Source organism: Micromonospora sp. I033 (assembly GCF_053890995.1).
Genome location: NZ_JBSSLX010000054.1, coordinates 1 through 23,036 on the forward strand (window position 1 = coordinate 1; position 23,036 = coordinate 23,036).

At 75.6% G+C, this 23,036-nt stretch carries 28 protein-coding genes; 16 read left to right on the forward strand and 12 right to left on the reverse strand.

Annotation, left to right across the window (positions count from 1 at the left end; translation table 11 throughout):
• Positions 1-206: 206 nt before the first annotated feature.
• Complete coding sequence (locus ACW0Q9_RS12085; protein ID WP_456180691.1) at positions 207-785, reverse strand: hypothetical protein; 579 nt, start codon at positions 783-785, stop codon at positions 207-209.
• A 40-nt stretch (positions 786-825) separates the two neighbouring features.
• Positions 826-2,292 carry a hypothetical protein gene (locus ACW0Q9_RS12090; RefSeq protein ID WP_456180618.1) on the reverse strand — a complete coding sequence of 489 codons (1,467 nt, stop codon included), beginning with the start codon at positions 2,290-2,292 and terminating at the stop codon, positions 826-828.
• Between the two features lie 228 nt (positions 2,293-2,520).
• Between ACW0Q9_RS12090 and ACW0Q9_RS12095 the strand changes: the two genes are divergently transcribed.
• Positions 2,521-3,993, forward strand: coding sequence for a YfbK domain-containing protein (locus ACW0Q9_RS12095; protein ID WP_456180620.1), 1,473 nt, complete (start codon positions 2,521-2,523; stop codon positions 3,991-3,993).
• A 45-nt stretch (positions 3,994-4,038) separates the two neighbouring features.
• On the opposite strand, the gene ACW0Q9_RS12100 is transcribed toward ACW0Q9_RS12095, so the two are convergent.
• Both ACW0Q9_RS12100 and ACW0Q9_RS12105 read right to left on the reverse strand, forming a co-directional pair.
• On the reverse strand, positions 4,039-4,857 hold the full coding sequence (locus ACW0Q9_RS12100) for a TIGR04222 domain-containing membrane protein (RefSeq protein WP_456180622.1): 819 nt from the start codon (positions 4,855-4,857) through the stop codon (positions 4,039-4,041).
• A gap of 50 nt (positions 4,858-4,907) precedes the next feature.
• On the reverse strand, positions 4,908-6,455 hold the full coding sequence (locus ACW0Q9_RS12105; protein WP_456180624.1) for an ArnT family glycosyltransferase: 1,548 nt from the start codon (positions 6,453-6,455) through the stop codon (positions 4,908-4,910).
• Between the two features lie 105 nt (positions 6,456-6,560).
• Here ACW0Q9_RS12105 and ACW0Q9_RS12110 point away from each other — a divergent pair, with 105 nt between their 5' ends.
• On the forward strand, positions 6,561-7,046 hold the full coding sequence (locus tag ACW0Q9_RS12110; RefSeq protein WP_456180626.1) for an N-acetyltransferase family protein: 486 nt from the start codon (positions 6,561-6,563) through the stop codon (positions 7,044-7,046).
• Between the two features lie 27 nt (positions 7,047-7,073).
• Positions 7,074-7,469: a cupin domain-containing protein gene (locus ACW0Q9_RS12115; RefSeq protein ID WP_456180628.1), complete on the forward strand. Its 396-nt coding sequence runs from the start codon at positions 7,074-7,076 to the stop codon at positions 7,467-7,469.
• 10 nt (positions 7,470-7,479) lie between these two features.
• Here ACW0Q9_RS12115 and ACW0Q9_RS12120 read toward each other — a convergent pair whose 3' ends face one another.
• The gene (locus ACW0Q9_RS12120) at positions 7,480-8,715 is read right to left on the reverse strand and encodes an MFS transporter (protein ID WP_456180630.1); all 1,236 of its coding nucleotides are present in this window, start codon (positions 8,713-8,715) and stop codon (positions 7,480-7,482) included.
• A 68-nt stretch (positions 8,716-8,783) separates the two neighbouring features.
• Here ACW0Q9_RS12120 and ACW0Q9_RS12125 point away from each other — a divergent pair, with 68 nt between their 5' ends.
• From ACW0Q9_RS12125 to ACW0Q9_RS12145, 5 genes are all read left to right on the forward strand, one after another.
• On the forward strand, positions 8,784-9,287 hold the full coding sequence (locus ACW0Q9_RS12125) for a MarR family winged helix-turn-helix transcriptional regulator (protein ID WP_456180632.1): 504 nt from the start codon (positions 8,784-8,786) through the stop codon (positions 9,285-9,287).
• Between the two features lie 71 nt (positions 9,288-9,358).
• Positions 9,359-9,925 carry an isochorismatase family protein gene (locus ACW0Q9_RS12130; RefSeq protein WP_456180634.1) on the forward strand — a complete coding sequence of 189 codons (567 nt, stop codon included), beginning with the start codon at positions 9,359-9,361 and terminating at the stop codon, positions 9,923-9,925.
• 110 nt (positions 9,926-10,035) lie between these two features.
• Positions 10,036-10,557 (forward strand): DUF2087 domain-containing protein, encoded by a 522-nt coding sequence (locus tag ACW0Q9_RS12135; protein ID WP_456180636.1) that lies wholly within the window; start codon positions 10,036-10,038, stop codon positions 10,555-10,557.
• A gap of 37 nt (positions 10,558-10,594) precedes the next feature.
• Positions 10,595-11,104 (forward strand): GNAT family N-acetyltransferase, encoded by a 510-nt coding sequence (locus ACW0Q9_RS12140; RefSeq protein ID WP_456180638.1) that lies wholly within the window; start codon positions 10,595-10,597, stop codon positions 11,102-11,104.
• 75 nt (positions 11,105-11,179) lie between these two features.
• On the forward strand, positions 11,180-11,605 hold the full coding sequence (locus ACW0Q9_RS12145) for an Hsp20/alpha crystallin family protein (protein WP_456180640.1): 426 nt from the start codon (positions 11,180-11,182) through the stop codon (positions 11,603-11,605).
• Between the two features lie 21 nt (positions 11,606-11,626).
• Here ACW0Q9_RS12145 and ACW0Q9_RS12150 read toward each other — a convergent pair whose 3' ends face one another.
• Positions 11,627-12,646 (reverse strand): helix-turn-helix transcriptional regulator, encoded by a 1,020-nt coding sequence (locus ACW0Q9_RS12150; RefSeq protein WP_456180642.1) that lies wholly within the window; start codon positions 12,644-12,646, stop codon positions 11,627-11,629.
• Between the two features lie 123 nt (positions 12,647-12,769).
• On the opposite strand from ACW0Q9_RS12150, the gene ACW0Q9_RS12155 reads away from it, so the two are divergent.
• Genes ACW0Q9_RS12155 through ACW0Q9_RS12170 form a run of 4 tightly spaced genes read left to right on the forward strand, consistent with a single transcriptional unit; the run spans position 12,770 to position 15,691 of the window.
• Positions 12,770-13,762: a tyrosine-type recombinase/integrase gene (locus ACW0Q9_RS12155; RefSeq protein ID WP_456180644.1), complete on the forward strand. Its 993-nt coding sequence runs from the start codon at positions 12,770-12,772 to the stop codon at positions 13,760-13,762.
• Between the two features lie 41 nt (positions 13,763-13,803).
• Positions 13,804-14,451, forward strand: coding sequence for a TetR/AcrR family transcriptional regulator (locus ACW0Q9_RS12160; RefSeq protein WP_456180646.1), 648 nt, complete (start codon positions 13,804-13,806; stop codon positions 14,449-14,451).
• Positions 14,448-14,822: a VOC family protein gene (locus tag ACW0Q9_RS12165; RefSeq protein ID WP_456180648.1), complete on the forward strand. Its 375-nt coding sequence runs from the start codon at positions 14,448-14,450 to the stop codon at positions 14,820-14,822. Before ACW0Q9_RS12160 ends, ACW0Q9_RS12165 begins: the two co-directional genes overlap by 4 nt.
• Positions 14,823-14,851: 29 nt before the next feature.
• Positions 14,852-15,691, forward strand: a complete 840-nt coding sequence (locus ACW0Q9_RS12170) for an LLM class flavin-dependent oxidoreductase (protein WP_456180650.1) — start codon at positions 14,852-14,854, stop codon at positions 15,689-15,691.
• A gap of 4 nt (positions 15,692-15,695) precedes the next feature.
• Here ACW0Q9_RS12170 and ACW0Q9_RS12175 read toward each other — a convergent pair whose 3' ends face one another.
• A complete protein-coding gene (locus ACW0Q9_RS12175; protein ID WP_456180652.1) occupies positions 15,696-16,097 on the reverse strand; it encodes a winged helix-turn-helix transcriptional regulator in 402 nt (133 codons plus the stop codon).
• Between the two features lie 97 nt (positions 16,098-16,194).
• Between ACW0Q9_RS12175 and ACW0Q9_RS12180 the strand changes: the two genes are divergently transcribed.
• The gene (locus ACW0Q9_RS12180; RefSeq protein ID WP_456180654.1) at positions 16,195-17,022 is read left to right on the forward strand and encodes an NAD(P)H-binding protein; all 828 of its coding nucleotides are present in this window, start codon (positions 16,195-16,197) and stop codon (positions 17,020-17,022) included.
• A 50-nt stretch (positions 17,023-17,072) separates the two neighbouring features.
• Here ACW0Q9_RS12180 and ACW0Q9_RS12185 read toward each other — a convergent pair whose 3' ends face one another.
• A complete protein-coding gene (locus tag ACW0Q9_RS12185; protein ID WP_456180656.1) occupies positions 17,073-17,444 on the reverse strand; it encodes a VOC family protein in 372 nt (123 codons plus the stop codon).
• A 163-nt stretch (positions 17,445-17,607) separates the two neighbouring features.
• On the opposite strand from ACW0Q9_RS12185, the gene ACW0Q9_RS12190 reads away from it, so the two are divergent.
• Positions 17,608-18,069: an Rv0361 family membrane protein gene (locus ACW0Q9_RS12190; RefSeq protein WP_456180657.1), complete on the forward strand. Its 462-nt coding sequence runs from the start codon at positions 17,608-17,610 to the stop codon at positions 18,067-18,069.
• Between the two features lie 117 nt (positions 18,070-18,186).
• On the opposite strand, the gene ACW0Q9_RS12195 is transcribed toward ACW0Q9_RS12190, so the two are convergent.
• From ACW0Q9_RS12195 to ACW0Q9_RS12205, 3 genes are all read right to left on the reverse strand, one after another.
• Positions 18,187-18,900, reverse strand: a complete 714-nt coding sequence (locus tag ACW0Q9_RS12195) for a thymidine kinase (RefSeq protein ID WP_456180659.1) — start codon at positions 18,898-18,900, stop codon at positions 18,187-18,189.
• Positions 18,901-18,963: 63 nt separating this feature from the next.
• Entirely contained in the window at positions 18,964-20,361 is a 1,398-nt protein-coding gene (locus tag ACW0Q9_RS12200; RefSeq protein ID WP_456180661.1) for an MFS transporter, read from the reverse strand.
• Between the two features lie 15 nt (positions 20,362-20,376).
• Complete coding sequence (locus tag ACW0Q9_RS12205) at positions 20,377-21,144, reverse strand: glycerophosphodiester phosphodiesterase family protein (protein WP_456180663.1); 768 nt, start codon at positions 21,142-21,144, stop codon at positions 20,377-20,379.
• Between the two features lie 99 nt (positions 21,145-21,243).
• Between ACW0Q9_RS12205 and ACW0Q9_RS12210 the strand changes: the two genes are divergently transcribed.
• Both ACW0Q9_RS12210 and ACW0Q9_RS12215 read left to right on the forward strand, forming a co-directional pair.
• Positions 21,244-21,696 (forward strand): helix-turn-helix domain-containing protein, encoded by a 453-nt coding sequence (locus ACW0Q9_RS12210; RefSeq protein WP_456180665.1) that lies wholly within the window; start codon positions 21,244-21,246, stop codon positions 21,694-21,696.
• The gene (locus ACW0Q9_RS12215; protein WP_456180667.1) at positions 21,689-22,060 is read left to right on the forward strand and encodes a DUF4180 domain-containing protein; all 372 of its coding nucleotides are present in this window, start codon (positions 21,689-21,691) and stop codon (positions 22,058-22,060) included. The genes ACW0Q9_RS12210 and ACW0Q9_RS12215 overlap by 8 nt, the downstream gene beginning before the upstream one ends.
• A gap of 3 nt (positions 22,061-22,063) precedes the next feature.
• On the opposite strand, the gene ACW0Q9_RS12220 is transcribed toward ACW0Q9_RS12215, so the two are convergent.
• On the reverse strand, positions 22,064-22,906 hold the full coding sequence (locus ACW0Q9_RS12220) for an SDR family NAD(P)-dependent oxidoreductase (RefSeq protein WP_456180669.1): 843 nt from the start codon (positions 22,904-22,906) through the stop codon (positions 22,064-22,066).
• Positions 22,907-23,036 lie beyond the last annotated feature (130 nt).

Here is a 23,036-nt window from a genome sequence, read left to right on the forward strand (position 1 = left end):
GAGATGTGTATAAGTGTCAGGGTTGTGGGGGTATGTCCCGATCTGAAGGTGAGGAGCGGGACGGATGTTTCACTATTCGCATATCCGGAACAAGAGGCACGGTGCGCCCCAAAGGGAGCAGACGTGCGTCGAGCGGCGAAACAGGATTAGCGTCCACAATGTTCCGCGAGCCACCCCGAGATCGGGGTGGCTCGCGACGTCGGTGGTCAGCCCTGCGTCCGGTCGTCGATCTCGGTGTCCGACTCACCGGGTCGGGCGCCGATCGCCTCCTCGGCGGCCCGCCCACCGGTGCTCTCGTCACCCAAGGTGAGGCTGCTGCGGGGCAGCCCGGACAGCCCGGCCGGATCCTGGACATCGCCCCGGACACCCCGGGTGTCCTGGGCCCGGTCGTCGATCTGGCTCTCGCCGGGCTGGGCGCCGATCGCCTCCTCGGCGGCGCGGCCGCCGGTGCTCTCGTCACCCAGGGTCAGGCTGCTGCGGGGCAGCCCGGACAGCCCGGCCGGATCCTGGGTCGGCTGGTCCGTCGCGCCGGCGGTCTGGGCGCCCGCGCCGCCGGCGGACTCCCGCCGTCCGACGCCCTGCGCGTGGTACGCGCCGGGCACGCCCGGGTCACCCGGATCGGCCAGGCTCGTGTCGACCGGCCGGGCGTCCGGGTCGGCCAGGCCCGCCCGGCGCAACATCTCGACCAGTTCGTCGTGCGGCATGCGCTCGGTGTCCGTTATCCCGGCCCCGCGCGCGATGGACCGCAGGGTGGTCAGGTCCTGATCTGCGAAGGTCTCGGCCATGCGGATGCCTTCCCGGCGCCCGAGAGAAGGAAACCTGTGCTCAGGCCCGCGCACCGCCCAGGCCCAGCAGCACGGCCAGGCCGAGCGCGCTGCGCGGGGCGTACGGCACCCGCCACAGGCCGCCGTGCGCCGCCGCGTACGCCTCGTCCCGCCACGGGTGCTCCTGGGCCGGACCGCCGCCGGTGCGCAGGTCGTGCACGAGCACCGCGGCCATCAGCGTGTTGCTGGTGGCCGGCTCGAACACCTCGATACCGAACCGGTGCGCCCCGGCGTACGCGGCGGCGAGGGCACGGTTGCGCAGCACCGAGCGGGTCCGGGTGGGCGGGGCCACGGTGAACGACACGGTCGCCCCGGCGTCCCGGGCCACCGCCGCGCGCCAGCGTTGCAGCCGCTTGGCCAGCGCGTAGTTCGGCCCCTGCTGCGGCACCAGGCTGTCGTTGATCCCCGGGTCGGCGCCGGGCGGGTAGTTGCGGTGCAGCAGCCGGCCTCCCGAGAGCAGCCGCAGCGACCGGCGGGCCAGGCCGCGGGCGGCGTACCCGCGTTCGGCGTGGGCGACGGCCTCGGCGGGCACCGCGTACACGTCGGTGGGGGTGGCCAGGAAGGCCAGCGCGGCGTCCGGGCGGTGCCGCCCCAGGTGGACGGTGAGCGCGTCGACCGCCGTGGCGACCCGGACGTTTGTCGCCCCGTCGGCGTACACGTAGTTGCCGAGCACGAGCCGGCCGTCCAGGCCGCGCAGCCAGCGGGCCGCCTGCGGCAGGCGGTGCAGCAGGTCGGCGCCGGCCCCGGCGGCGAGGGCGGCGTCGTCGGCGCCGGTGCCGGGCCGCACCGGCAGGTGCAGCCGGCCGCCGTACCGGTGGGTGGTGCGCAGCAGGCGGCGCCAGATCTCGGGGCGGGGCAGGTCGACCGCGATCACGTCGCCGCCCCAGCGGAGCACGGACGGCAGCGGGCCCATCTCGGCGCCCGCGCCGAGCACCACGATCCGCTGGTCCCGCAGGTCCAGCCAGTCCGGGTTGGCCTGCACGGCGTGGACCGCCTCGGCGCAGCTCGGCTCGACCACACCCGCGTCCACCCACGCGTCGAGACGCCGGCGCAGGTCGTCGCCGCGCAGGCGCTGTCCCCGGTACGGCAGGGACAGCTCGCGTTCCACCGGGCCGGCGCCGGCCACCGTGGCGGTCTCCAGCGGCGGCTCCCGGTCGGCCAGCGTGCACGCCTCGTCCAGCGCGACCTCGGCACCTCCCGCGTCGATGTAACGCATCCGGGCGTGCAGGGCAGCGAGCCCGTCCCGGGCGACGGTGAGCGCGGCCTCCCGGGAGAGCAGACCGGCCTCGACGAGCCGGCGGAAGTGACCGAGGTAGCCGTGCCGCCAGTCGGTCTCGTGCTCGGCCGACCGGGCGCCGACCGGGTCCACCGCCCGCAGGGCGTCGGCGACCACCGCCCGCCCCAGCACGGTCGTGCTGCGCCGGCCGTCGCCGGTCGCGGGGAACACCACCCCGGTCGGGCCGTCCACGGCTCACCTCCCGCTCGTTCCGGCCGCCGCCGGCCGTGGGCCCACTCTGCCCCATCGGCCGCGCCGCCGCCCGCCGAGGGCGGCCCGCCGGACCGTTCAAGGTCACGTCCAGTGCACGGATTGGTCACGACGGTCGCGCTTGGGTATCGGCTCGGCCACGGCGGGATCCGCCGCGTCCTCGGCCTGCGTCAATGAGCCATGAACCGTCCCCGGCCCCTCGGAGGAGTCATGGTCCACCTGAGACGATCGGTGCTGCTGCTGGCGGCGTTGGCCACCACCCTGACGGTCGGCGCCTGCGGCGCCGACCGGGGCGGGCAGCGCACCGACGCGGCACCGGCCCGCCCGGAGGGCGGCATCCCCTGGTCCGGCGACGAGACCCGGGCTTCGGACGACCCGCTGTCCACCTTCGCCGTCGACGTCGACACCGCGTCGTACGGCTACGCCCGCCGGCTCATCATGGACGGCCGGCTGCCGGAGCGTGGCACGGTGCGGCCGGAGGAGTTCGTCAACTCGTTCCGCCAGGACTACCCCCAACCCGCCGGCGACGGCTTCGCCGTGCACGTCGACGGCGCCCGCCTGCCGCGGACCCACGAGGCCGGCGGGGACGAGCGGTTGCTGCGGGTCGGCCTGCAGACCCGCGCCGAGGACGAGGAGCGCCGCCCGGACGCGTCGCTCACCTTCGTCATCGACGTCTCCGGGTCGATGGGCGAGCCCGGCCGGCTCGACCTGGTGCGTGACGCCCTGCACACGCTGGTGGACCAGCTCCGCCCCACCGACTCCATCGCCGTGGTCGAGTTCAGCGACGAGGCCCGGGTGCTCCGGGAGATGACGCCGGTGGCCGACGCCCGGCGGCTGCACGGGGCGATCGACGAGCTGCACACCCGCAGCAGCACCAACCTGGAGGCCGGCCTGGTGCTCGGCTACCGGGTGGCCCGGGACGGCTTCCGCCCCGGCCGGACGAACCGGGTGATCGTGCTCTCCGACGGGCTGGCCAACGTCGGCAGCACCGACGCGGAGCCGATCCTGCGCCGGGTGCGCGCCGAGGCGGAGAAGCAGATCGCCCTGCTCGGGGTGGGTGTCGGCAGCGACTACGGCGACGAGCTGATGGAGCAGCTGGCCGACCGGGGTGACGGCTTCGCGGTCTACGTCAGCGAGCGGGAGCAGGCCCGCGAGGTGTTCGTGCGGCAGTTGCCGGCGACGCTGAGCGTGCGGGCGCTGGACGCCAAGGTGCAGGTGACGTTCGCGCCGCAGGCGGTGCGCTCCTACCGGCTGGTCGGCTACGACAACCGGGCGCTGGCCGACGAGGACTTCCGCGACGACCGGGTGGACGGCGGCGAGGTGGGCCCCGGCCACAGCGTCACGGCGCTCTACGCGGTCCGGCTCGCCGAGGGCGCGTCCCCGTCGGACCGGATCGCCCAGGTGCAGGTGCGCTGGACCGACCCGGCCGAGCGCACGCCGGCCGAGACGTACGGGTCGGTGACCGTCGCCGACGTGGACCGGGACTTCACCACGGCCTCGCCGCGGTTGCGTGCCTGCTACGCGGCCGCCTGGTTCGCCCAGACGCTGCGTGCGGACGGGTCGGACGGGGAGGTCCGGCTGACCGACCTGGCCGCCATCGCGGACGGGGCGGCCGCCGCCACCGAGGACGCCGAGGTGCGGGACCTGGCCCGGGTGATCCGCTCCGCCAACGAGCTGCGCTGACCCGGACGCGGCCGGCGCCGGGCAGGGGAGGCGCCGGCCCGCGGGTCAGCGGCGGGCCGGTTTCCGGTCCGGGGTCGGGCGGCCGCGTTCGGGGTCGACGCCGACCTGCACGGCGAAGCCCGGGTCGACGGCGAGCAGCGGGCGGGGCCCGAACAGCGCCATCGCGGTGAGCAGCTGGTCGGTGCCCCGCTCGCCCCAGGTCGGCCGCCGCTGCGGGTCCAGTTCGGCGTGTTCCCGCCGCTGCCGGCGCAGCAGGCGGCGGGCGGCCGCGCCGGTCTCCGGCACCTCGCACAGCCACCAGCCGCCGAGGGCGGTGGCCAGGCAGCACAGCAGCAGGCCCACCACGGAGGCCGGTCCGCCGGCGTCGCGCCCCTCGACCGCGCTTTCCAGGAGCCGGGTCACCCCGACCGCGGCGACCGCGAACAGCGGCAGGGTGCCCAGCGCGATCCGCCGCCGCTGCGCCGGGGTGAGCAGCCAGCCGTCCCGGACGAGCCGGCCGACCAGCCGGCGCAGCGCCCGGCCGACGCCGGGGTCGGCGAGGACGGCGGCCCAGGTCTGCGGCCGGCGCAGCGCGGTGTGCAGGGCGCGGACCAGCGCGGGCGACCGGGGCGGCGGCGGCCCGTCCACCGACAGGGTGGCCAGCTCACCGTGCCGCACCACGCCGGCGCGGTGCAGCGCGGCCACGCCCACCTGGCAGGCCAGCAGGGCCCGGTCGGTGAGGTACGCCAGCTCGACCGGGTCCGGGGCGGCGCCCCGGGCCCGCCGGCCGGTCAGCTCGCGCGCCGCCAGCGCGACGGCGAGGGCCACGGCGACCGCCCCCAGGTAGTCGAGGAGGAAGAGCGGTCCGCTGACACCCCAGAGCATGGCGCCAAGTATCCGTCGGACCGGTCGCCCGGCGGGCGTGCGCCCGTCGCTCAGGAGGCGTGGCTCACCTCACTGTCCCAGATCTGCGACCAGGGGCGGCGCAGGCCGCGGCAGACGAAGATCGGCCCGCCGTTCTCGTCGTTGTCGACGTCGACCCGCTGGTCGACCCGGCCGGCCTCGGTGACCTCGGTGAACCAGGCGCGCAGCCGGTCCGGGCGCTCCCAGCCGACGGCGATCACCACGTCGGCGTCGTCGGCCGGGCGGCCGAACCCGGCCATGCTGTTGTGCCCCGAGTAGGCCCGGGGCAGGTCCCGTTCCGGGCCGTAGCGGGCCAGCGCGCCGGCCTCGCCGTAGTTGCCGGTGAGCACCACCGCCCGGGCGCGCTCCCGCGGCGGCAGGCCGCGGTGCACGGCGGCGACCGAGTCGGCGAACGCGGGCCAGCCGATGGTCTCGCCCGCGTCGTAGTTGACGTCGACCACGAAGCCGGGCAGCCGGTCGGCCGGCAGGGTGGGCAGCAGCAGGACCGCGCTGCTGGCGACCATCAGCGCGGCGGCGGTGGCGAGCAGCGCCCGCCGGGCCCGGGACGCGCCGCGCCGGGCCCAGTCGGCGGTGACCACCGCGCCGGCCGCGGTGAGCACCAGCAGCAGCGGGGCGTCGTAGTAGCCCTTGCCGCCGGCGAGCAGGACGATCGCGAACACCACGAGCCAGGCCCAGCCGATCGCCCGGTACGCCGCCCAGGCGGGCCGGCGCAGCAGCGCGACGAGGCCGGCGATCCAGACCGGGGTGGCGAACGGGCTGATGATGATCAGTTGGAGCACCACCGCGTCGAGCCGGCCGCTGTAGGAGCTGTCGCCGTCGGCGATCGACGAGGCGACCGAGAGCTGCGGGAAGCCGTGCCGTGCCTGCCAGGCCAGGTAGGGCACGGCGAGCAGGACGGCGACCGCCGCGCCGGCGAGCACCCACCGGTCGCGCAGCAGCCGGCGCGGCCCGGCGATCAGCACCCCGGCCAGCAGACCGGCGCCGAGCAGCGCGGGCAGCAACTTGTTGAGCATGCCCACGCCGAGCGCCAGGCCGATGCCGAGCGCCCAGCGGGTGTCGCCGGTGCGCAGCATCCGCACCGCGCACCAGGCGGCGGCGAGCCAGACCAGCAGGTCGACCGTGGTGGTGCTGAGCAGGTGGCCGGGGGCGAGGACCACCCCGGCCGCGGCGGCGAGGAGCGCGGCGAACAGCTGGGTGCCGCGACCCGCGCCGAACTCCCGGGCGAGGGCCGCGACCAGCACCACCGACGCGCCGGCGATCAGCGCCGACGGGGTGCGCAGCAGCACCAGGTTGCCGGGGGCGATCGTGTCGGCCAGCCGGGCCAGGGCGGGCACGAGCGGCCCCTGGTCGACGTAGCCCCAGTCGAGGTGCCGGCCGCAGAGCAGGAAGTAGAGCTCGTCGCGGTGGTAGCCGTAGCGGCCGGCGAGCAGCAGCAGCACGGCGGTGACGGCCCCGCCGACCAGCCAGGGCGACGCGGTGCGCGGCCCGGGCGGCGGGGTCGTCGGCGCGGCGGACGCCCCGACGCCGGGGCGGTCCAGGTCGGTGACGGGTTCGGCCACCCGTCCATGATGGTCCCGCCACGCCACTCCGCGCTGCCCCGCGCCAGCGGGGCCGCGGACGGAAATCGGTACCCGGCCGGCGACCGTCCGGCTAGCGTGCGCGGGATGCGCATCCGGGAGTACGCCGAATCCGACTGGGCCCAGGTCTGGCCGATCGTGAAGGACGTCATCGTCGCCCAGGAGACCTTCCCCTACGACCCGGCGTGGCCGGCCGAGGTGGCCCGCGAGGTGTGGGTGGAACGGCCACCGGGCCGCACGGTGGTGGCCGAGGAGGACGGCACGGTGCTCGGCACCGCCAAGATGGGCGCGAACCGGCCGGGCCCGGGCGCGCACGTGGCGACCGCCAGCTTCATGGTGGCCACCGCCGCCCGGGGGCGCGGCGTCGGCCGGGCCCTGTGCGAGTACGCCCTGGACTGGGCCCAGCGGCAGGGCTTCGCCGCCATGCAGTTCAACGCGGTGGTGGAGACCAACACGGCGGCGGTGGAGCTGTACCGGCGGCTCGGCTTCACGGTGATCGGCACGGTGCCGGAGTCGTTCGCGCACCCCACGCTCGGGCGGGTGGGGCTGCACGTCATGCACCGTCCCCTGTGAGCGGCGCGGCTGCGCGAGGATGGGCCGATGAACCCTGAGCCGATCGAGCTGGCGGCCGCCCTGGCGCGCTTCGACCAGCTGTGGAGCCCGCGCATCGTGACCACCGTCAACGACTACGACGTCCGGATCGCCAAGGTTGCCGGCGAGCACGTCTGGCACGCCCACGAGCACACCGACGAGTTCTTCCTGGTGCTCGACGGCGAGCTGCGGATCGCCCTGCGCGACGGCGTGGACGGCGCGGAACGCGAGGTGGTGCTGCCGCGCGGCGCGGTGTTCGTGGTGCCGCGCGGGGTGGAGCACCGGCCGTCCGCGCCGGACGGCGCCTCGATCCTGATGTTCGAGCCGTCCGGCACGTCCAGCGTCGGGGAGCGGCACGACGAGGTGCCCGCGCACGTGGACGCCACCACCGGGCACCGGCTCTGACCGGCCCGGTTCAGCGCCCCGCCGGCACCGGCTCCGCGGTGGCCGGCGGGGTCGCGGCCGGCCAGCCCAACCGGCGTACGCCGGGGACCGCGGCCGTTCCGACGCAGGCGAGCAGGACCAGCACCCCGGCCACCGCGAGGGGGACCGGTGCGCCCCAGGCGTCGGCGGCGAGCGGGGCGAGGGCGTAGCCGAGCGGCATGGCGCCCAGCGACATCAGCCAGTCGTACGAGGTGACCCGGGCCAGCACCTCGGGCGGGAACTGGCCCTGCACCACGGTCTCCCAGACCGGGTTGAGGAAGCCGAGGGCGATCAGCGCGAGGCAGTAGGCGACGACGGTCACCGGTGCGGGCGCGGCGGCGGCGAGCAGCAGCAGTGGTGCCGCGTACGCCGCGAGGGCCAGGTTGCCCAGCAGCACCGGCCGGCGGGGGCGGGCCCGGACGGCGAGCAGTGACCCGGCCAGCAGGCCGATCGCGCCGGCCTGCTGGAGCAGCACCCACACGCCCTCGCCGCCGAGCCGGTCCACGGCGACCACCGGGCCGAGGGTGAGCAGCACCGCGGCGGCGCCGTTCCAGACGCCGTGGGCCAGCAGGCTGCTCCAGTACCAGTCGCGGGCCCGGACCTCCCGCCAGCCGAGCACCAGGTCGGCGCGGAGCGACCGGTGCGGGACCGGCACGTGCCGCACCGAGATGACGGCCAGCAGCGCGGCGCTGACCGCGAAAGAGGCCGCGTCCAGCACGAACGCCCAGCCGGGCCCGACGGTCCAGATCAGCAGCCCGGCCAGGGCGGGACCGGCCAGCCGGCTGGCGTTGCCGGTGATCCCCATCAGCGCGTTGGCCCGCTGCCGGCCGTCGCCGTCGACGGTGCCGGCGATCAGCGGCGCCGCGGTGGGGTTGGCGAACGCCGAGGCCGCGCCGCCCACGGCGGAGGCCACCGCGAGGTGGGTCAACGCGGGAGCGCCGCCGAGCAGTTCGACGCCGACGGCCAGTTGGGCGGCGCAGCGCACCAGGTCGGTGCCGAGGGCGACGCGGCGGGCCGCGAACCGGTCGGCGACCACGCCGCCGAGGGGGAGCAGCAGCAGCCGCGGCACCATCGCGCAGCCGAGCACCACGGCGAGCGCGGCGGTGGAGCCGGTGGCCCGGAGCACGGCCAGGGCCAGCGCGGTGGGCACCACGGCGTCGCCGACCGCGGAGACCGTGCGGCCGAGGAACAGCAGTCGGAAGGATCGGAGCCGGAGAGGATGGGTCACCTCCGCAGTTTACTTCGATGTCGAATATTTCGACAACGAATATTTCGCCGTCGGCGTACCGTGGTGGCGTGACCGACCGCGACCTCGTCGACGAGCACGTCGAACGCTGGCTGCCCGTGGTGCCCGACCTCGACCCCGACGTGGAGGGGGCGGTGGTCCGGATGTCGCTGCTCACCCGGCACCTGCGCGGGGTGAAGGACCGGGCGCTGGCCGAGCTGGACCTCCAGGAGAAGGAGTACGGCACCCTGCACGTGCTCGCCGGCCGGGGCGGTCGGGCCGCGCCCTCGGAGATCGCCGGTGACCTGCGGATGGCACCCGCCTCGATCACCGCCCGGGTGGACGCGCTGGTGCGCCGGGGCTTCGTCCGGCGGATCCCGTCCGAGGTGGACCGCCGCCGCATCGACGTGGAGCTCACCGACGCCGGCCGGGCCGCCTGGCGGCGCGCCATGGGAGTGGTCGGCGACGAGGAGCACCGGGTCCTCGGCGCGCTGACCCCCGATGAGCGGCGGGTCCTGTCCGGCCTGCTCCGCCGGGTCACCCTGGCGGCCGAGCCGCCGTCGGGCCGGCTCTGACCGCTCGGATTGTCGGTGGCCGGGACTAGGTTGGTGACCGACCAGCCAACGGCCCCGTCCAGGGAGGCGCCATGAGCACGCTCCTCGACCGACCGCACACCGCCCTGCTCGTCATCGACGTGCAGAACGGCGTGGTGCAGCACGCGTACGACCGGGACCGGGTGGTGGGCAACATCGCCACCCTCGTCGACCGGGCCCGGGCGGCCGGGGTCGAGGTGGTCTGGGTGCAGCACCGCAGCGAGGAACTGCCCACCGGCAGCGAGCAGTGGCAGTACGTGCCCGAGCTGGTGCGCCGCGACGACGAGGCGCTGGTGCACAAGGCCTGGGGCGACTCGTTCGAGGAGACCGACCTGGAGTCGGTCCTCGCCACGCGGGGCATCGGCCGGCTCGTGGTGACCGGCGCGCAGACCGACGCGTGCATCCGGTCGACGCTGCACGGCGCGATCACCCGGGGCTACGACGCGACCCTGGTCGCCGACGCCCACACCACCGAGGACCTCTCCGCCTACGGCGCCCCGCCGCCGGAGCAGGTGATCGCCCACACCAACCTCTACTGGAGCTTCCACTCCGCGCCCGGCCGCACCGCCGGCACGGTCGACACCGCCGACGTCGACTTCGCCGCCCCGGTCCCCGCCTGAGTCGGGCCGTCGCCGGTCGCGGGTCCGCCGCCACACCCGGTCGCGGACCCGCGACCGGCACGGCGAAAACCCCTGGCCGCTCGGGGGCGGGCGCTGGCAGGCTGCCCGACATGAGCTCTCAGGCCCTCGCGGGCGCGCTCGCCGACGAGCGCCGCCGCGCCGTGTTCGCCGCGATCGTGCCCGGCGCCGGGGACGTCCCCGCCGTCGTCTCCCGGACCGGGCTCTCCGCCCGGGACGCCGCCACCGCGGTCCGCCGGCTCACCGACATCGGCGTGCTGACCGACGACGGGACGGGGCTGCGGGTCGACGACCGGCGGCTGCGCGACTTCGCCCGCGCCGGCGGCCCGCCCGCGCCGGCCCCGGCGACCAGTCCCCGCGAGACGATCCTGCGCACCTTCCTCCGGGACGGCACGCTGACCCGGCTGCCCGCCCAGCGGGGCCGCCGCCGGGTGCTGCTGGAGCACATCACCGAGCACTCCTTCACCCCCGGCGTGCGGTATCCGGAACGGGCCGTGGACGACGCGCTGCGCCGATGGTGCGAGAGCGGCGGGGCCGACCACGTCACGCTGCGCCGCTACCTGGTCGACGACCAGCTGCTCGCCCGCGAGCACAGCGTCTACTGGCGACCGTGAGCGGAAAAGGCGTTGACCGGCCGGTGAGGATCGGGCGGTGACCACCTGGACGATCGACCGCACCGCCCCCGACGCCGCCGACGCGAGGGTGCTGCTGCACGAGTACCTGGCCGAGATGGTCCGCCGCTGGCACGGCCGGCCCGAGCGGCCGGGTGAGGTGAGCGCCGCCCTCGCCGAATCGCCGAGCGACGACCTGACTTCGCCCACCGGGCTGCTCCTGCTGGCCCGCCGCGACGGGGCCCTGGCCGGCTGCGCCGGGCTGCGCTGGCGGCCCGGCTGGGCGGAGCTGACCCGGGTCTACGTGCGCCCGGCGCACCGGGGCACCGGCGGTGGCGCCGCCCTGCTCGCCGCCGTCGAGGCGTACGCGCGCGGCGCGGGGGCGGACCGGATCCGGCTGGACACCCGCAGCGACCTGGTCGAGGCGCGCGCCCTGTACGCCCGCCACGGCTACCGGGAGATCCCCGCCTTCAACACCGGCAGGTACGCCCAGCACTGGTTCGAGAAACTGCTGCCGGCCCGGGTTGACGACGCCGCCGTGCCGCGCTAAAACAAGAAATCGAGAACTTGAGTCGCCCCGACTCAACTTGACACCTTCGGCCAGGAGAACCGAGGAGGCACGACGATGTTGATGCGTACCGACCCCTTCCGCGAGATCGACCGGCTCACCGAGCAGTTCTTCGGCACGACGGCCCGGCCGGCGGTCATGCACCTGGACGCCTACCGCGACGGCGACTACTTCTACGCCGCCTTCGACCTGCCCGGCGTCGACCCGGACAGCATCGACTGCACGGTGGAGCGCAACGTGCTGACCGTCCGCGCCGAGCGGCGCCGACCCGCCGGCGACAAGGTCGAGCTGGTCGCGGCCGAGCGCCCGATGGGCACCTTCACCCGCCAGCTCTTCCTCGGCGACACCCTCGACACCGACAAGCTGGAGGCCGGCTACGAGAACGGGGTGCTGACCCTGCGCATCCCCATCTCCGAGCGGGCCAAGCCGCGCCGGATCGCGGTCACCGCGAACGGCAACGGCCGCCGGGAGATCAGCGCCTGACCGGGTGCGCCCGGGCTCCGGTCAGGTGGCGGCGGGGGCGGCCGGAGAACCGGCCGGCCCCGCCGGCGGGGCCGGGTAGAGCCGGGCCAGGGCGTGTGCCGTGGCGGTGAGGCGGTCCCGCAGTTCGGCCGGCTCCAGCACCTCCACCTCGGCGCCGAGCTTGAGCAGCTCGGTGTGGGCGTGCTTCACCGACTCGATCGGCACGGTGGTCTCCAGCCAGCCGTCCGGGCCCGGCTCGCCGGCCGCCGCCCGGGCGGCCCGGCTCATCTCCGGCGGGAAGACGTACGGCATGAACTCCAGCGCGGCGACGGTCAGCCGGATCCGGGCCCGGTCGCGGTAGACGTCCCGCTCGTAGCGTTCGGTCCACTCCCGCCAGTAGTCGGCCAGGTCGAAGTCGGCGGGCCGTTCGTAGCGCTCGTCGCGGATCGCCACGTCGAGAACCGCGCCGACCCGGTAGGTCCGCACCTGGTCGTCGCAGCGGGCCACCAGATACCACCGGCCCGCCTTGAGCACCACGCCCAGCGGGGCGACCAGCCGGGTCACCTCGCGCGGCGTGCGCCAGCGCCGGTAGCGCATCTCCACGAGCCGGTCCTCCCACACGGCCCGGGCGAGCGCGGCCAGGTGCGGGGTGGGTTCGGGGTGCCGGAACCAGCCCGGCGCGTCCAGGTGGAACCGCTGCCGGGCCCGGCCACCCCGGTCGGCCAGCTCGTCGGGGAGCGCGGCGAGCAGCTTCAGCTCGGCGGCCGCCACCACCGGCCCGAGGCCCAGGTCGGCGGCCGGGCCGGGCATGCCGGCCAGGAACAGCGCCTCCGCCTCCGGCGCGGTCAAGCCGGTCAGCCGGGTCCGGTAGCCCTCCAGCAGCCGGTAGCCGCCGGCCGGGCCGCGGTCGGCGTACACCGGCACGCCGGCCGAACCGAGCGACTCGACGTCCCGGTAGACGGTGCGGACCGACACCTCCAGGGCGTCGGCGAGCTCCTGGGCGGTCATCCGGCCCCGGGTCTGCAGGAGCAGCAGCAGGGAGACCAGGCGGCTGGCACGCACGCCGTGACGGTACTCCCGCCCCGGAGACCGGTGACCGCCCGCCGGGTGGTGCCGGACCCGGAGTCAGAATCGGTCGGGCGCGCCTCGTCGCGAATCGCCCGGCCGGCTGAGAACCTTTCTCGCATGCTGCGTCCCGAGGTGCTGCCCCGCGGGTCGGCCCGTGCCGCCCTGCCCGACGGGCCGACCGACTTCACCGAGGCGTGGCTGCGCAACCGGCGGCTGTCCGAGCACACCCGCGACGCGTACCGGCGGGACGTCACCGGCTGGCTGAGCTGGTGCGCCGGCCGGGAGCTCGACCCGCTGCGGGCCAGCTTCCTCGACGTCAACGCCTACGGGCGGGAGCTGGAGTCCACGCCGTGCGGGCGAGGCGGCCGGCCGCTCACCCCCGCCACCGTGGCCCGCCGCCTGTCCGCGCTGTCCAGCTGGTACGACTTCCTGGTCAAGCTGCGCGCGGTGGAGGCCAATCCGGTCGCCGCCGCGGACCGTCCGCGCGTCGACCGGGACCACTCCGCCACGGTCGGGCTCACCCCGGACGAGGTCGACGCGCTGCTCGCCGCGGCCGAGGCGGAGACCGGGCCGACCGCAGCCCGCAACCGGGCCACCATCGCCCTCCTGGCCGACCTGGGGCTGCGGGTCGGCGAGCTGGTCTCGCTGGACATCGCCGACCTGGGCGCGGAGCGCGGGCACCGCAGCATCCGGTTCGTCGGCAAGGGCGGGAAGGTCCGCCGGCGGGCGCTCACCCCCGGCACCGCGTACGCGATCGACGCCTACCTGGCGGCGCGGGCCGCCGCCGAGGAGGTGACGGTGGCGGAGCTGACCGGGCCGCTGCTGGCCACCGCGACCGGCGGGCGGCTGGACCGGCACGCGGTGTTCCGGCTGGTGCGCCGGCTCGCCCAGGCCGCCGGGATCCCGGCCTGGGCGAGGCTGTCCCCGCACTCGCTGCGGCACGCGTTCGCCACCACGGCCCGCTCCGAGGGGGTGCCGCTGGAGGACGTGCAGGACGCCATGGGGCACGCCGACCCGCGGACCACCCGCCGTTACGACCGGGACCGGCACAACCTGGACCGGGACCCGGCGTACGCGATCTGGGCCGCCCGGGCCCGCCGGCGCGGATAGTCCCTTGACGGAGTGAGTACTCACTCCGCATGCTGGTGGCCATGACCGACCCCCAGCCGTCCCGGCGCCGCGCGCCCGGCATGAGCCCGGACCAGCGCCGGGCGATGATCGTCCGCGCCGCGTTGCCCCTGCTCGCCACGCACGGCGCGGCGGTGACCACGGCGCAGGTGGCCCGTGCCGCCGGCATCGGCGAGGCGACCGTCTTCCGCGCCTTCCCCGACAAGGACGCCCTGCTCGACGCCGCCGTCGCCGAGGCGCTGCGCCCCGACACCGTGCTCGCCGAACTGGCCGCGATACCGCTGGACCAGCCGCTGGCCGACCGGCTCACCGCCGCGACCGCGGCGCTGCTGGCGCACCTGGGCCGGCTCGGCGTGGTGCTCGCCGTCGCCCACACCGCGGGCCGGCCCGGTCGCGGCCGCCGCGACCCCGACGGGACCGGGGACCATCCGCCGCGGGGCGCCGGCGCCCGGGACGAGGCGACGGCCGCCACCCGGGCGGCCGTGGCCGCGCTGTTCGCCCCCGAGGCGGACCGGCTGCGGCTGCCGGCCGACCACCTGGCCGCCCTGTTCCTCGCCGTCCTGGTGCCCGGGCGTACGCCGCTCGCGGACCCTCCACCGACCCCGGCCGAGCTGGTCGACCTGTTCCTGCACGGCGCCCTCGCGCCGGCCACCGCCGAGGAGAGCCGATGACCGTCACCCTCAACCACACCATCGTCCCGGCCCGCGACCATCACGCCGCCGCCCGGTTCTTCGCCGATGTGATGGGCCTGCCGGTCCTGCCGCCCGCGGGCCGGCACGGCCACTTCGCCCCGGTACGGGTCAACGGCCAGCTCACGCTGGACTTCATGAGCGTGCCCGCGCCGGAGGGCCACCACCTGGCCTTCGACGTCGACCCGGCCACCTTCGACGCGATACTGGCTCGACTGCGCGCCACCGGCGTGCCGTACGGCAGCGAGCCGGGCGCGCCGGACAACGGGCGCACCGACCATCCGCTGTGCGCCCGCGGGCTGTTCTTCCGCGACGACGCGGGCAACCTCTACGAGGTGCTGTCCCCGGCCTGACCGTCGCACCCCGACCCTAGGGTGCGGGGATGCGACACGGGCTGGAGATCTGCTGCGGAGGCGCCTCGGTGACGGTGTCCGACCTGGTCGCGCTCGGCGAACTGGCCGAGCGGGCCGGCTGGGACGGGGTGTTCCTGGAGGACTACCTCATCCACCACGCCGGCGACGACCCGCCGACCTGGGATCCGTGGCTGGTGCTGGCGGCGGTGGCCGGGCGCACCGGCCGGATCCGGCTGGGCACCACGGTGACCGCGCTGCCCCGGCGCCGCCCGGCCAAGCTGGCCCGGGAAGTGCTCACCCTCGACCACCTCTCCGGCGGCCGGGCCGGGGTCGCGGTGGGTGTCGGTGACCCGGCCGACCGCGGGCTCGCCGCGTTCGGCGAGCCGACGGACCTGAAGACCCGCGCCGCGATGCTCGACGAGGGTCTCGACCTGCTGGTCGGGCTGCTCGGCGGCGAGCGGGTCACGCACCGGGGCAACCACTACCGGGCCGACGGGGTGGCCCTGCGACCCGCGCCGGCGCAGTCGCCCCGGGTGCCGGTCTGGGTCGGCGGCAGCACGCAGGCCAGGGCGGTCCTGCGGCGCGCCGCCCGCGCGGACGGCATCGTGCCCTACAAGCTGAGCGCCGGCTGGTCCGACTTCACCCCCGACGAGGTGCGCGACCTGGTCGCCGCGCTGCCGGCTGCCCGCGCCGACGGGCAGCCGTTCGACGTGGCGATCGGCGGGCGGCGGCGGCGCTCCGACGAAAGGGCCGAGCGGGCCTACCTCGCGGAGCTGGCGGCGGCCGGCGCGACCTGGTGGCTGGAGTACGTCCCCGCAGGCGACCCGGCCGGGATGCGGGCCGCGGTCGCCCGGGGCCCGCTGCGCTGAGCGGTCAACGCCCGCGCGGGACCCGCTGCCGGGCGTCGTAGTCCTGGCGGGCCTGCTCGACCCGGTGGAGGTGGCCGGCGGACCACTCGGCCAGGCCGGCGAAGAGCGGGGCCAGGCTGCGCCCCAGCTCGGTGATCTCGTATTCCACCCGGGGCGGGACCTCGGCGTGGTAGGTGCGCAGCACCAGGCCGTCGCGTTCGAGTTGCCGCAGCCGCTGGGTGAGCACCTTCGGGGTGATGGTGACCAGGCGGCGTTCCAGCTCGACGAAGCGCTGCCGGCCGTGCTCGTGCAGGGCCCAGAGGATCGGCGTGGTCCAGCGGCTGAACACGAGGTCGACCACCGGGGCGATCGGGCAGGCCTGCTCCGGGTCACCGTCCATCCCGGACCGCCAGGTGGTGCTGCTCACAATCCCTCCCGATGCCGTTACTTTCCTCTAGGTACCTACTATACGCAGGCCATTAGCGTGCTCGGTGTCCACAAACGCACACCGAGAGGGGCACATCATGATCGTGGTGACCGGCGCGACGGGGAACGTCGGACGACCGCTGGTACGGGCGCTGGTCGAGGCGGGTGAACAGGTGACCGCCGTGTCCCGGCGGGTCGCCACGGCCGACCTGCCGCCGGGCGTCCGGGCGGTCCGCGCCGACCTGGCCGACCCGACCGGGTTGACGGCGGCGTTCGACGGCGCCGAGGCGTTGTTCCTGCTGTTCACCGGCGAGCAGTTGACCGGCGGCGCGGATCCGGCCGCCATCCTGGACACCGCGCGGCAGGCGGGCGTACGCCGGGTGGTTCTGCTCTCCTCGCAGGGCGTGGCGACGAAGCGGCATCCGCCGGCGCAGGAGGAGGCGGTCCGCGCGTCCGGGCTGGAGTGGACGCTGCTGCGGCCCGGCGGCTTCCACTCCAACGCCCTCGCCTGGGCTCCGGCGGTACGCGCCGGGCGGGTGGTGCACGCGCCGTTCGGCGACGTGGCGCTGCCGACCGTCGACCCCAGCGACATCGCCGCGGTGGCGGCCCTCGCTCTGCGCGACGGCGCTCACGCCGGCGGCACGTACGAGCTGACCGGGCCGGCGGCGGTCTCGCCGCGGGAGCAGGTGGCGGCGCTCGCGGCGGCGCTCGGCGAGCCGGTCCGGTTCGTCGAGCAGACGCCGGAGCAGGCGCGGGAGCAGATGCTGGCGTTCATGCCGGCGCCGGTGGTGGCGGCGACCCTGAGCATCCTGGGCACGCCGTCGCCGGCGGAGCAGCGGGTCAGCCCGGACGTCGCGCGGCTGCTCGGCCGGGAGCCGCGTGACTTCGCCGACTGGGCGGCACGCCACGCGGCCGCCTTCCGCTGACCGGTCCCGCCGGCCCGCCGGGCAGTCGCCCGGCGGGCCGGCGGCGGTGCTCAGCCCTGCGGCCGGGGGCAGAGGCAGAACGGTTGGCCGATCGGGTCGAGCAGCACGGTCCACCGCTCGCCGCCCGGCTGGAACTCCGGCCGCGTCGCGCCGGCCGCCACCAGGTCCTTCTCGGCGAGGGTCACGTCGTCGACGTAGAGGTCCAGGTGGTAGCGCTTGCCGGCGGTCTCGTCCGGCCAGGCCGGCGGCGCGTATCCGGCCACCAGGCCGAAGCCGATGGAGATGCCGTCCTTGCTGATCATGGCGTATTCGGCCTGGCTGTGGGTGACCTCCCAGCCGAGGGGGCGGGAGTAGAACGCGGCGTGGGCGGCCGGGTCGGAGCTGTCGAGGTTGACCATCGCGAGGTCGGCGTGGGCTGTCATGCCGGCAGTCTGCCGCCGGTACCTGCCATCTGCTGTCAGGTTCACCAGGCGGATCGCAGCCAGGCCACCGGGGTGGGCGCCGAGGGGGGACGAGCCGGGTCGCCCCCGTGACAGGGGCACAACTTCCTGCGGGCCGGCCCGCCGGTCTCTACCGTCGGTGGTGATGGGCAGGGAACGGGCGGGGAGCCGGCCGGCCCGGCGCCGCCGCCGGCCGGTGCGCGCCGGCGTGCTGGTCGCCGGCCTGGGGCTGGGCACCTGCCTGGTCGGGGTGGCCGGGCTCGGCGTCTGGAACGTGCAGGTGGTGCTCCAGGCCAACGGCCCGGTGCGGGACACCGCCGACGCGTTCTTCCGGCAGGTCGCCGCCGGGGAGACCGACCAGGCGTACGACAAGCTGTGCCGGGAGGCGCGCGGGAAGTGGAGCCAGGTCGGCTTCGGCAGTTGGGTGCGCACCCCGCCGCAGGTCAGCGGCTACGAGATCGTCGACGTGTCGGTGCAGACCCGGGGCGGCCGGCCGCGCGGCACGGTGACGGTGCGGCTGATCCGCGACGGCGGGGCCAGCGAGGAGCGGGAACTGCCGGTCGTGCAGGAGGACGGGAAGTGGCGGGTCTGCGGGGACCCGTTCTGACGCCGGTCACGCCGACGCCCCTGGGGGAGCAGGCGCGGGTCGCGCGGTCGCCCGCTCGTCCGGCACCGTGGTCATGCCGTCTGCCCGCACGGGCTGTTCGTATCAGGCGCGCGCCCGTCAGGCGCGCGGGCCGAGGTCGCCGGTGCGGTAGTGGCGCCGGCAGAGCACCTGGTAGCGCACGTCGGCGGTGTCCACGGTGTCGCCGATGACGACCTGCTCGCCCTCGCGTACCACCCGCCCCTCCACGACGCGGGCGTTGAGCCGCCCTTCCCGGCCGCACCAGCAGAGCACCTCGACCTGGATGCGGGCCACCTCGTCGGCGAGTTCGAACAGCCGTTGCGCGGCCGGGAACAGGCAGGAGCGGAAGTCGGTGGCCAGGCCGAAGGCGTACACGTCGACGTCGAAGTTGTCGACCAGGTCGGCCATCTGCTCGATGTGCGCCAGGTTGTAGAAGGACGCCTCGTCGCAGATCAGGTAGTCGACGCGGACCCCCTCGGCCCAGGCGTCGCGGACCAGGTCGCGCAGGTCCAGGTCGTCGGTGACCTCGACAGCGGAGTGGGCCAGCCCGATGCGGGTGGTGACCTGCGGGCCGAGCGAGCGGTCGATGCGGGTGGTGACCAGGCCGCGCCGGCCCTGCCGGGCGTGGTTGTAGTTCATCTGCAGGGCCATCGTGGACTTGCCGCAGTCCATCGGCCCCCAGAAGAACTTCAGCGCGGCGGCGTGCAGCGGCCGGCCGTCGACGGCGCGGGCCGCGGCGCAGCCGCCGGCACGGTCGTCGCCGGGGCCCGGAAGGGGGCGGGCCAGGCAGATCAGGGCGGCGTCGTCGGTCACGTCGGGGCAGCCTAGCTCATCGACGCGGAAGGATCTTGCCGTGCGTGGCCCGCCCGGCCCGCCTCACAGCACCCGGGGCGGGGTGTTGCCGGCGGCGATGATGGCCCGGCGGATCGGCACGGCGGCCAGCAGCACGAACCCGACCACGAAGAAGATCAGCAGGGAGACCAGGCCCACCCGGTAGGAGGAGGTGAGCTGGAACACCAGGCCGAAGGCGAGCGGTCCGAGCCAGCTGGTGCCCTTGTCGCTGATCTCGTAGAAGCCGTAGTACTCGCCCTCCTTGCCGGTGGGGATGAGCTGGCTGAACAGCGACCGGCTCAGCGCCTGGCTGCCGCCGAGCACCAGGCCGATGGCCCCGCCGAGCAGCATGAACGGCAGCGGCGCCTCGGCGGGCAGCCGGAACGCGGCGATGATCACCCCGGTCCAGAGCACCAGCGACAGCAGCACGGTCTTCCACGCGCCGATGCGCCGGGCCAGGGCGCCGAGGGCGAGCGCGCCGCCGAAGGCCAGGAACTGCACCAGCAGGATCGTCACGATCAGGGTGCTCTGCTCCAGCCGCAGCTCCTCGGTGCCGTACTGGCTGGCCAGGGTGATGACAGTCTGGATGCCGTCGTTGTAGACCAGGAAGGCGAGCAGGAAGAACAGCGTCAGCGGGTACGCCTTGATGTTCCGCAGGGTGTGGCCGAGCTGCCGGAACCCGTCGGTGAGCACGTTGCCGCGGCCGACGCGGGCCGCCGCGGCGGCGGCGGGATGTTCGCGCAGCCACCGCAGCGGCAGCAGGGTGAACGCCGCCCACCAGACGCCGGCCGACACGATCGACCAGCGGGCCAGGTCGAGGGTGCGCTGCGGGTTGCCCTCCTCGCTGAGCAGGGTGACCACGACCAGGTTCAGCGCGAGCAGCAGCCCGCCGCCGAGGTAGCCGATGGCCCAGCCGCGGCTGGAGATGGCGTCCCGGTCGTCGGGCCCGCCGAGTTGCGGCAGGAACGAGTTGTAGACGACCACGGCGGCGCCGAAGGAGATGTTGGCGACCAGGAACAGCGCCCCACCGAGCAGGTAGCGGTCACCGGTGACGAACGCGAACCCGATGGTCGCGCCGGCGCCGGTGAACGCGGCGAGGGCGAGCAGCCGCTTCTTGTGCGCGGACCGGTCGGCGATCGCGCCGACCACCGGCAGCACGAACACGGTGAGGAACACCGACAGCGAGATCAGGTACGGGTAGTAGGAGCCGGCGGCGACCCGGATGCCCAGCGGGTGCACCACCCCGTCGCAGCTGTCGGCGCCCAGCTCGCAGCCGGCGGCCAGCTCGGTGACGGTGGTGAGGAACGGGCCGAGGAAGACCGTGATCACGGTGGTCTGGAAGGCGGAGTTCGCCCAGTCGTAGAAGTACCAGCCGGTGCGTTCGCGACGGGTGCTGCCCGGCTGGGCGGACTCGTCCACGGCGGGGGTGACCGTATCGGCCATCGGGGTCCTCGGGGTTCAGGCGGCCCAGTGGCCGCGGCTGCGGTAGACGTCGCGCAGCACGCCGACGTGATCGGTCATGATGCCATCCACACCAAGATCAAGTAAGTCGTGCATTTCGGCGGGTTCGTCGATCGTCCAGACGTGCACCTGCAACCCGAGCCGGTGGCAGTAGTCGAGGAACCGCCGGTCGACCACGGGCAGGCGCCCGTACCGGACGGGGACCTGGGCGGCGACCACCGACGGGGGCAGCCGCAGCGGCCGTCCGTGCAGGGAGGCCATCCGCAGCCGGGCCACCCCGCGCATCCCGAGGCTGGTGGCGACCTTCGACCCGGCCAGGGCGCGCAGCCGGGCCAGCCGGGCGTCGCTGAACGAGGCGAGCAGCACCCGGTCGCCCGCGCCGGCCCGGGTGACCGTGTCGACGGTCGGCACGACGCCCCCGTCGGCCTTGACGTCGACGTTGAACCGGACCTCGGGCCAGGCGCCGAGGACCTCGTCCAGGCGTGGCACCACGGCGGCGCCCCCGACGCGCACCGAGGCCAGGTCCGCCCAGCGGAGGTCGGCGATGCGGCCCTGCTCGCCGGTGACCCGCCGCAGGGTGGCGTCGTGGAAGATCACCGGCACGCCGTCGGCGGTGGCGTGCACGTCGGTCTCCACGTACCGGTAGCCCAGGGCGATGGCACGGGCGAACGCGGCGGCGGTGTTCTCGTCACCGTCGGCCGCGCCGCCGCGGTGGGCGAAGGCCAGCGGCGCGGGGGCGTCGAGGTAGCCGTGACGGGGGTGCACGCCGGAAGTATGCCGCGCCCGGGTGGCGTCCGGGTGACCGGCCGGCGTCGCCGCAACGAACTTCCCCATCGTTCCCCGTAGCGCCTATGATGGGGAGCGATGGGGAATGACATGTACTCGGTGGAGCAGGTCGCGGAGTTGCTCGGGCTGCACGTGCGCACCGTGCGCGGTTACATCCGCGCCGGCCGGCTGCGCGCCGTGCGGATCGGCAAGCAGTACCGCATCGCCCGCGCCGACGTGGACGCGCTGACCGGCCGGCCCGCACCGGCCGCCGGCGCTCCGGCGCTGGAGGTGTCGAGCATCGTGCAGGTCGACGGCGTCGACCGGGCCGCGGCCGACCGCCTCGCCACGCTGGTGCTGGCCGGCGTCAACACCCACCACGATCCCGCGCGCCCGCTGCGCGTGCAGACCGTCCACGACGAGGAACGCCACCGCATGAAGATCGTGATCCTGGGCGACGCCGCCGCCACCGCCGACCTGCTGCACCTGGTCGACGCCGTGCTGACCGGCGACAACGACCTGCTCGCCCGGAAGGAGGCCGACCATGGCTGACGTGCTGGAGCAGCGGGCCGGGGTGTCGGTGCTGGTCTGCGACCCGGCCGGCCCGCCGGTGGCCACCACCGAGGCGGCCCTGGACCTGATCGGCGGCGCGGCCTTCGGCGGCGCCGAGGTGGTCGCCGTGCCCGCCGGCCGGCTCGACCCGAGCTTCTTCGCCCTGGGCACCCGCTTCGCCGGGGAGGTCATGCAGAAGTTCGTCAACTACCGGCTTCGGCTGGTCGTCGTCGGCGACATCTCCGCGCACCTGGCGGCCAGCGGCGCGCTGCGCGCCCTGGTGGCCGAGTCCAACCGCCACGACCACGTCTGGTTCGTGCCCGACCTGGCCGCCCTGGACGCCCGGCTGGGCGCCGGGCGCTGACCCTCAGCGCACCCAGCCGGCGGTCAGCGCGGTCACCCCGAGCCCGTCGGGGTCGGCCAGCTTGACCCCGACGAACTGCCGGGCGGCGGGGGAGGTCTGCACCCGGGGCGCGGGCTCCGGGTCGACAAGCGTCGCCACCACCGCCGCGGCGGCGTCCGCGGGCGACTGCGCGGCCGCGAACGCGGTGGCGCTGCGGTCCAGGTACGCGCGCAGCGCCGGCCCGTAGACACCGGCGGCGGCGACCGCGGCCTCGCGGTCGAGGCCGACGTTGGCGACGAACTCGCTGGCCACCGCGCCCGGCTCGACCACGGTGACGCTGACCCCGACGGTGGCGGCGACCGGGGCGAGGCTCTCCATGAATCCCTCGACGGCGAACTTCGCCGCGCAGTACGCCTCGCTGAACGGCTGCCCGACCACCCCGCCGACGCTGGTGACGGTGATCAGCCGTCCCCGGGTGGCGCGCAGGTGTGGCAGGGCGGCCCGGGTGACGTGCAGCACGCCGAAGAAGTTGACCTCCATGACCGCCCGCACGGCGTCAACGGTCTCCTGTTCCAGGGTGCCGACGTGCCCGGCGCCGGCGTTGTTGATCACCGCGTCGAGCCGGCCGTGGCGGGCCACCACCTCGGCCACACAGGCGGCCGCCGCGGCCTGGTCGACCACGTCGAGCTGGCGTACCTCCAGCAGGTCGCCGACCCCGGCGGCGTCGGCGGTGGCGCGCAGCCGGTCGGCACGGGCGGGGTCGCGCAGGGTGGCGACGGTGCGCCAGCCGGCGCGGGCCGCGCCCACGGCGGTCTCCAGGCCGATGCCGGTGGACGTGCCGGTGATCAGCACGGTGGGTGCGCTCACGGGTGCCTCCTGCCGCCACGGTCTCACCGTCGGGGCGGGCGCGGCGGCGAAATCGGCGGCATCAGCTCCGGTCGGTCCGGTAGCCCTCGTGGCGCAGCAGCTCCAGCAGCTCGGCGTCGGTGGGCCGGTG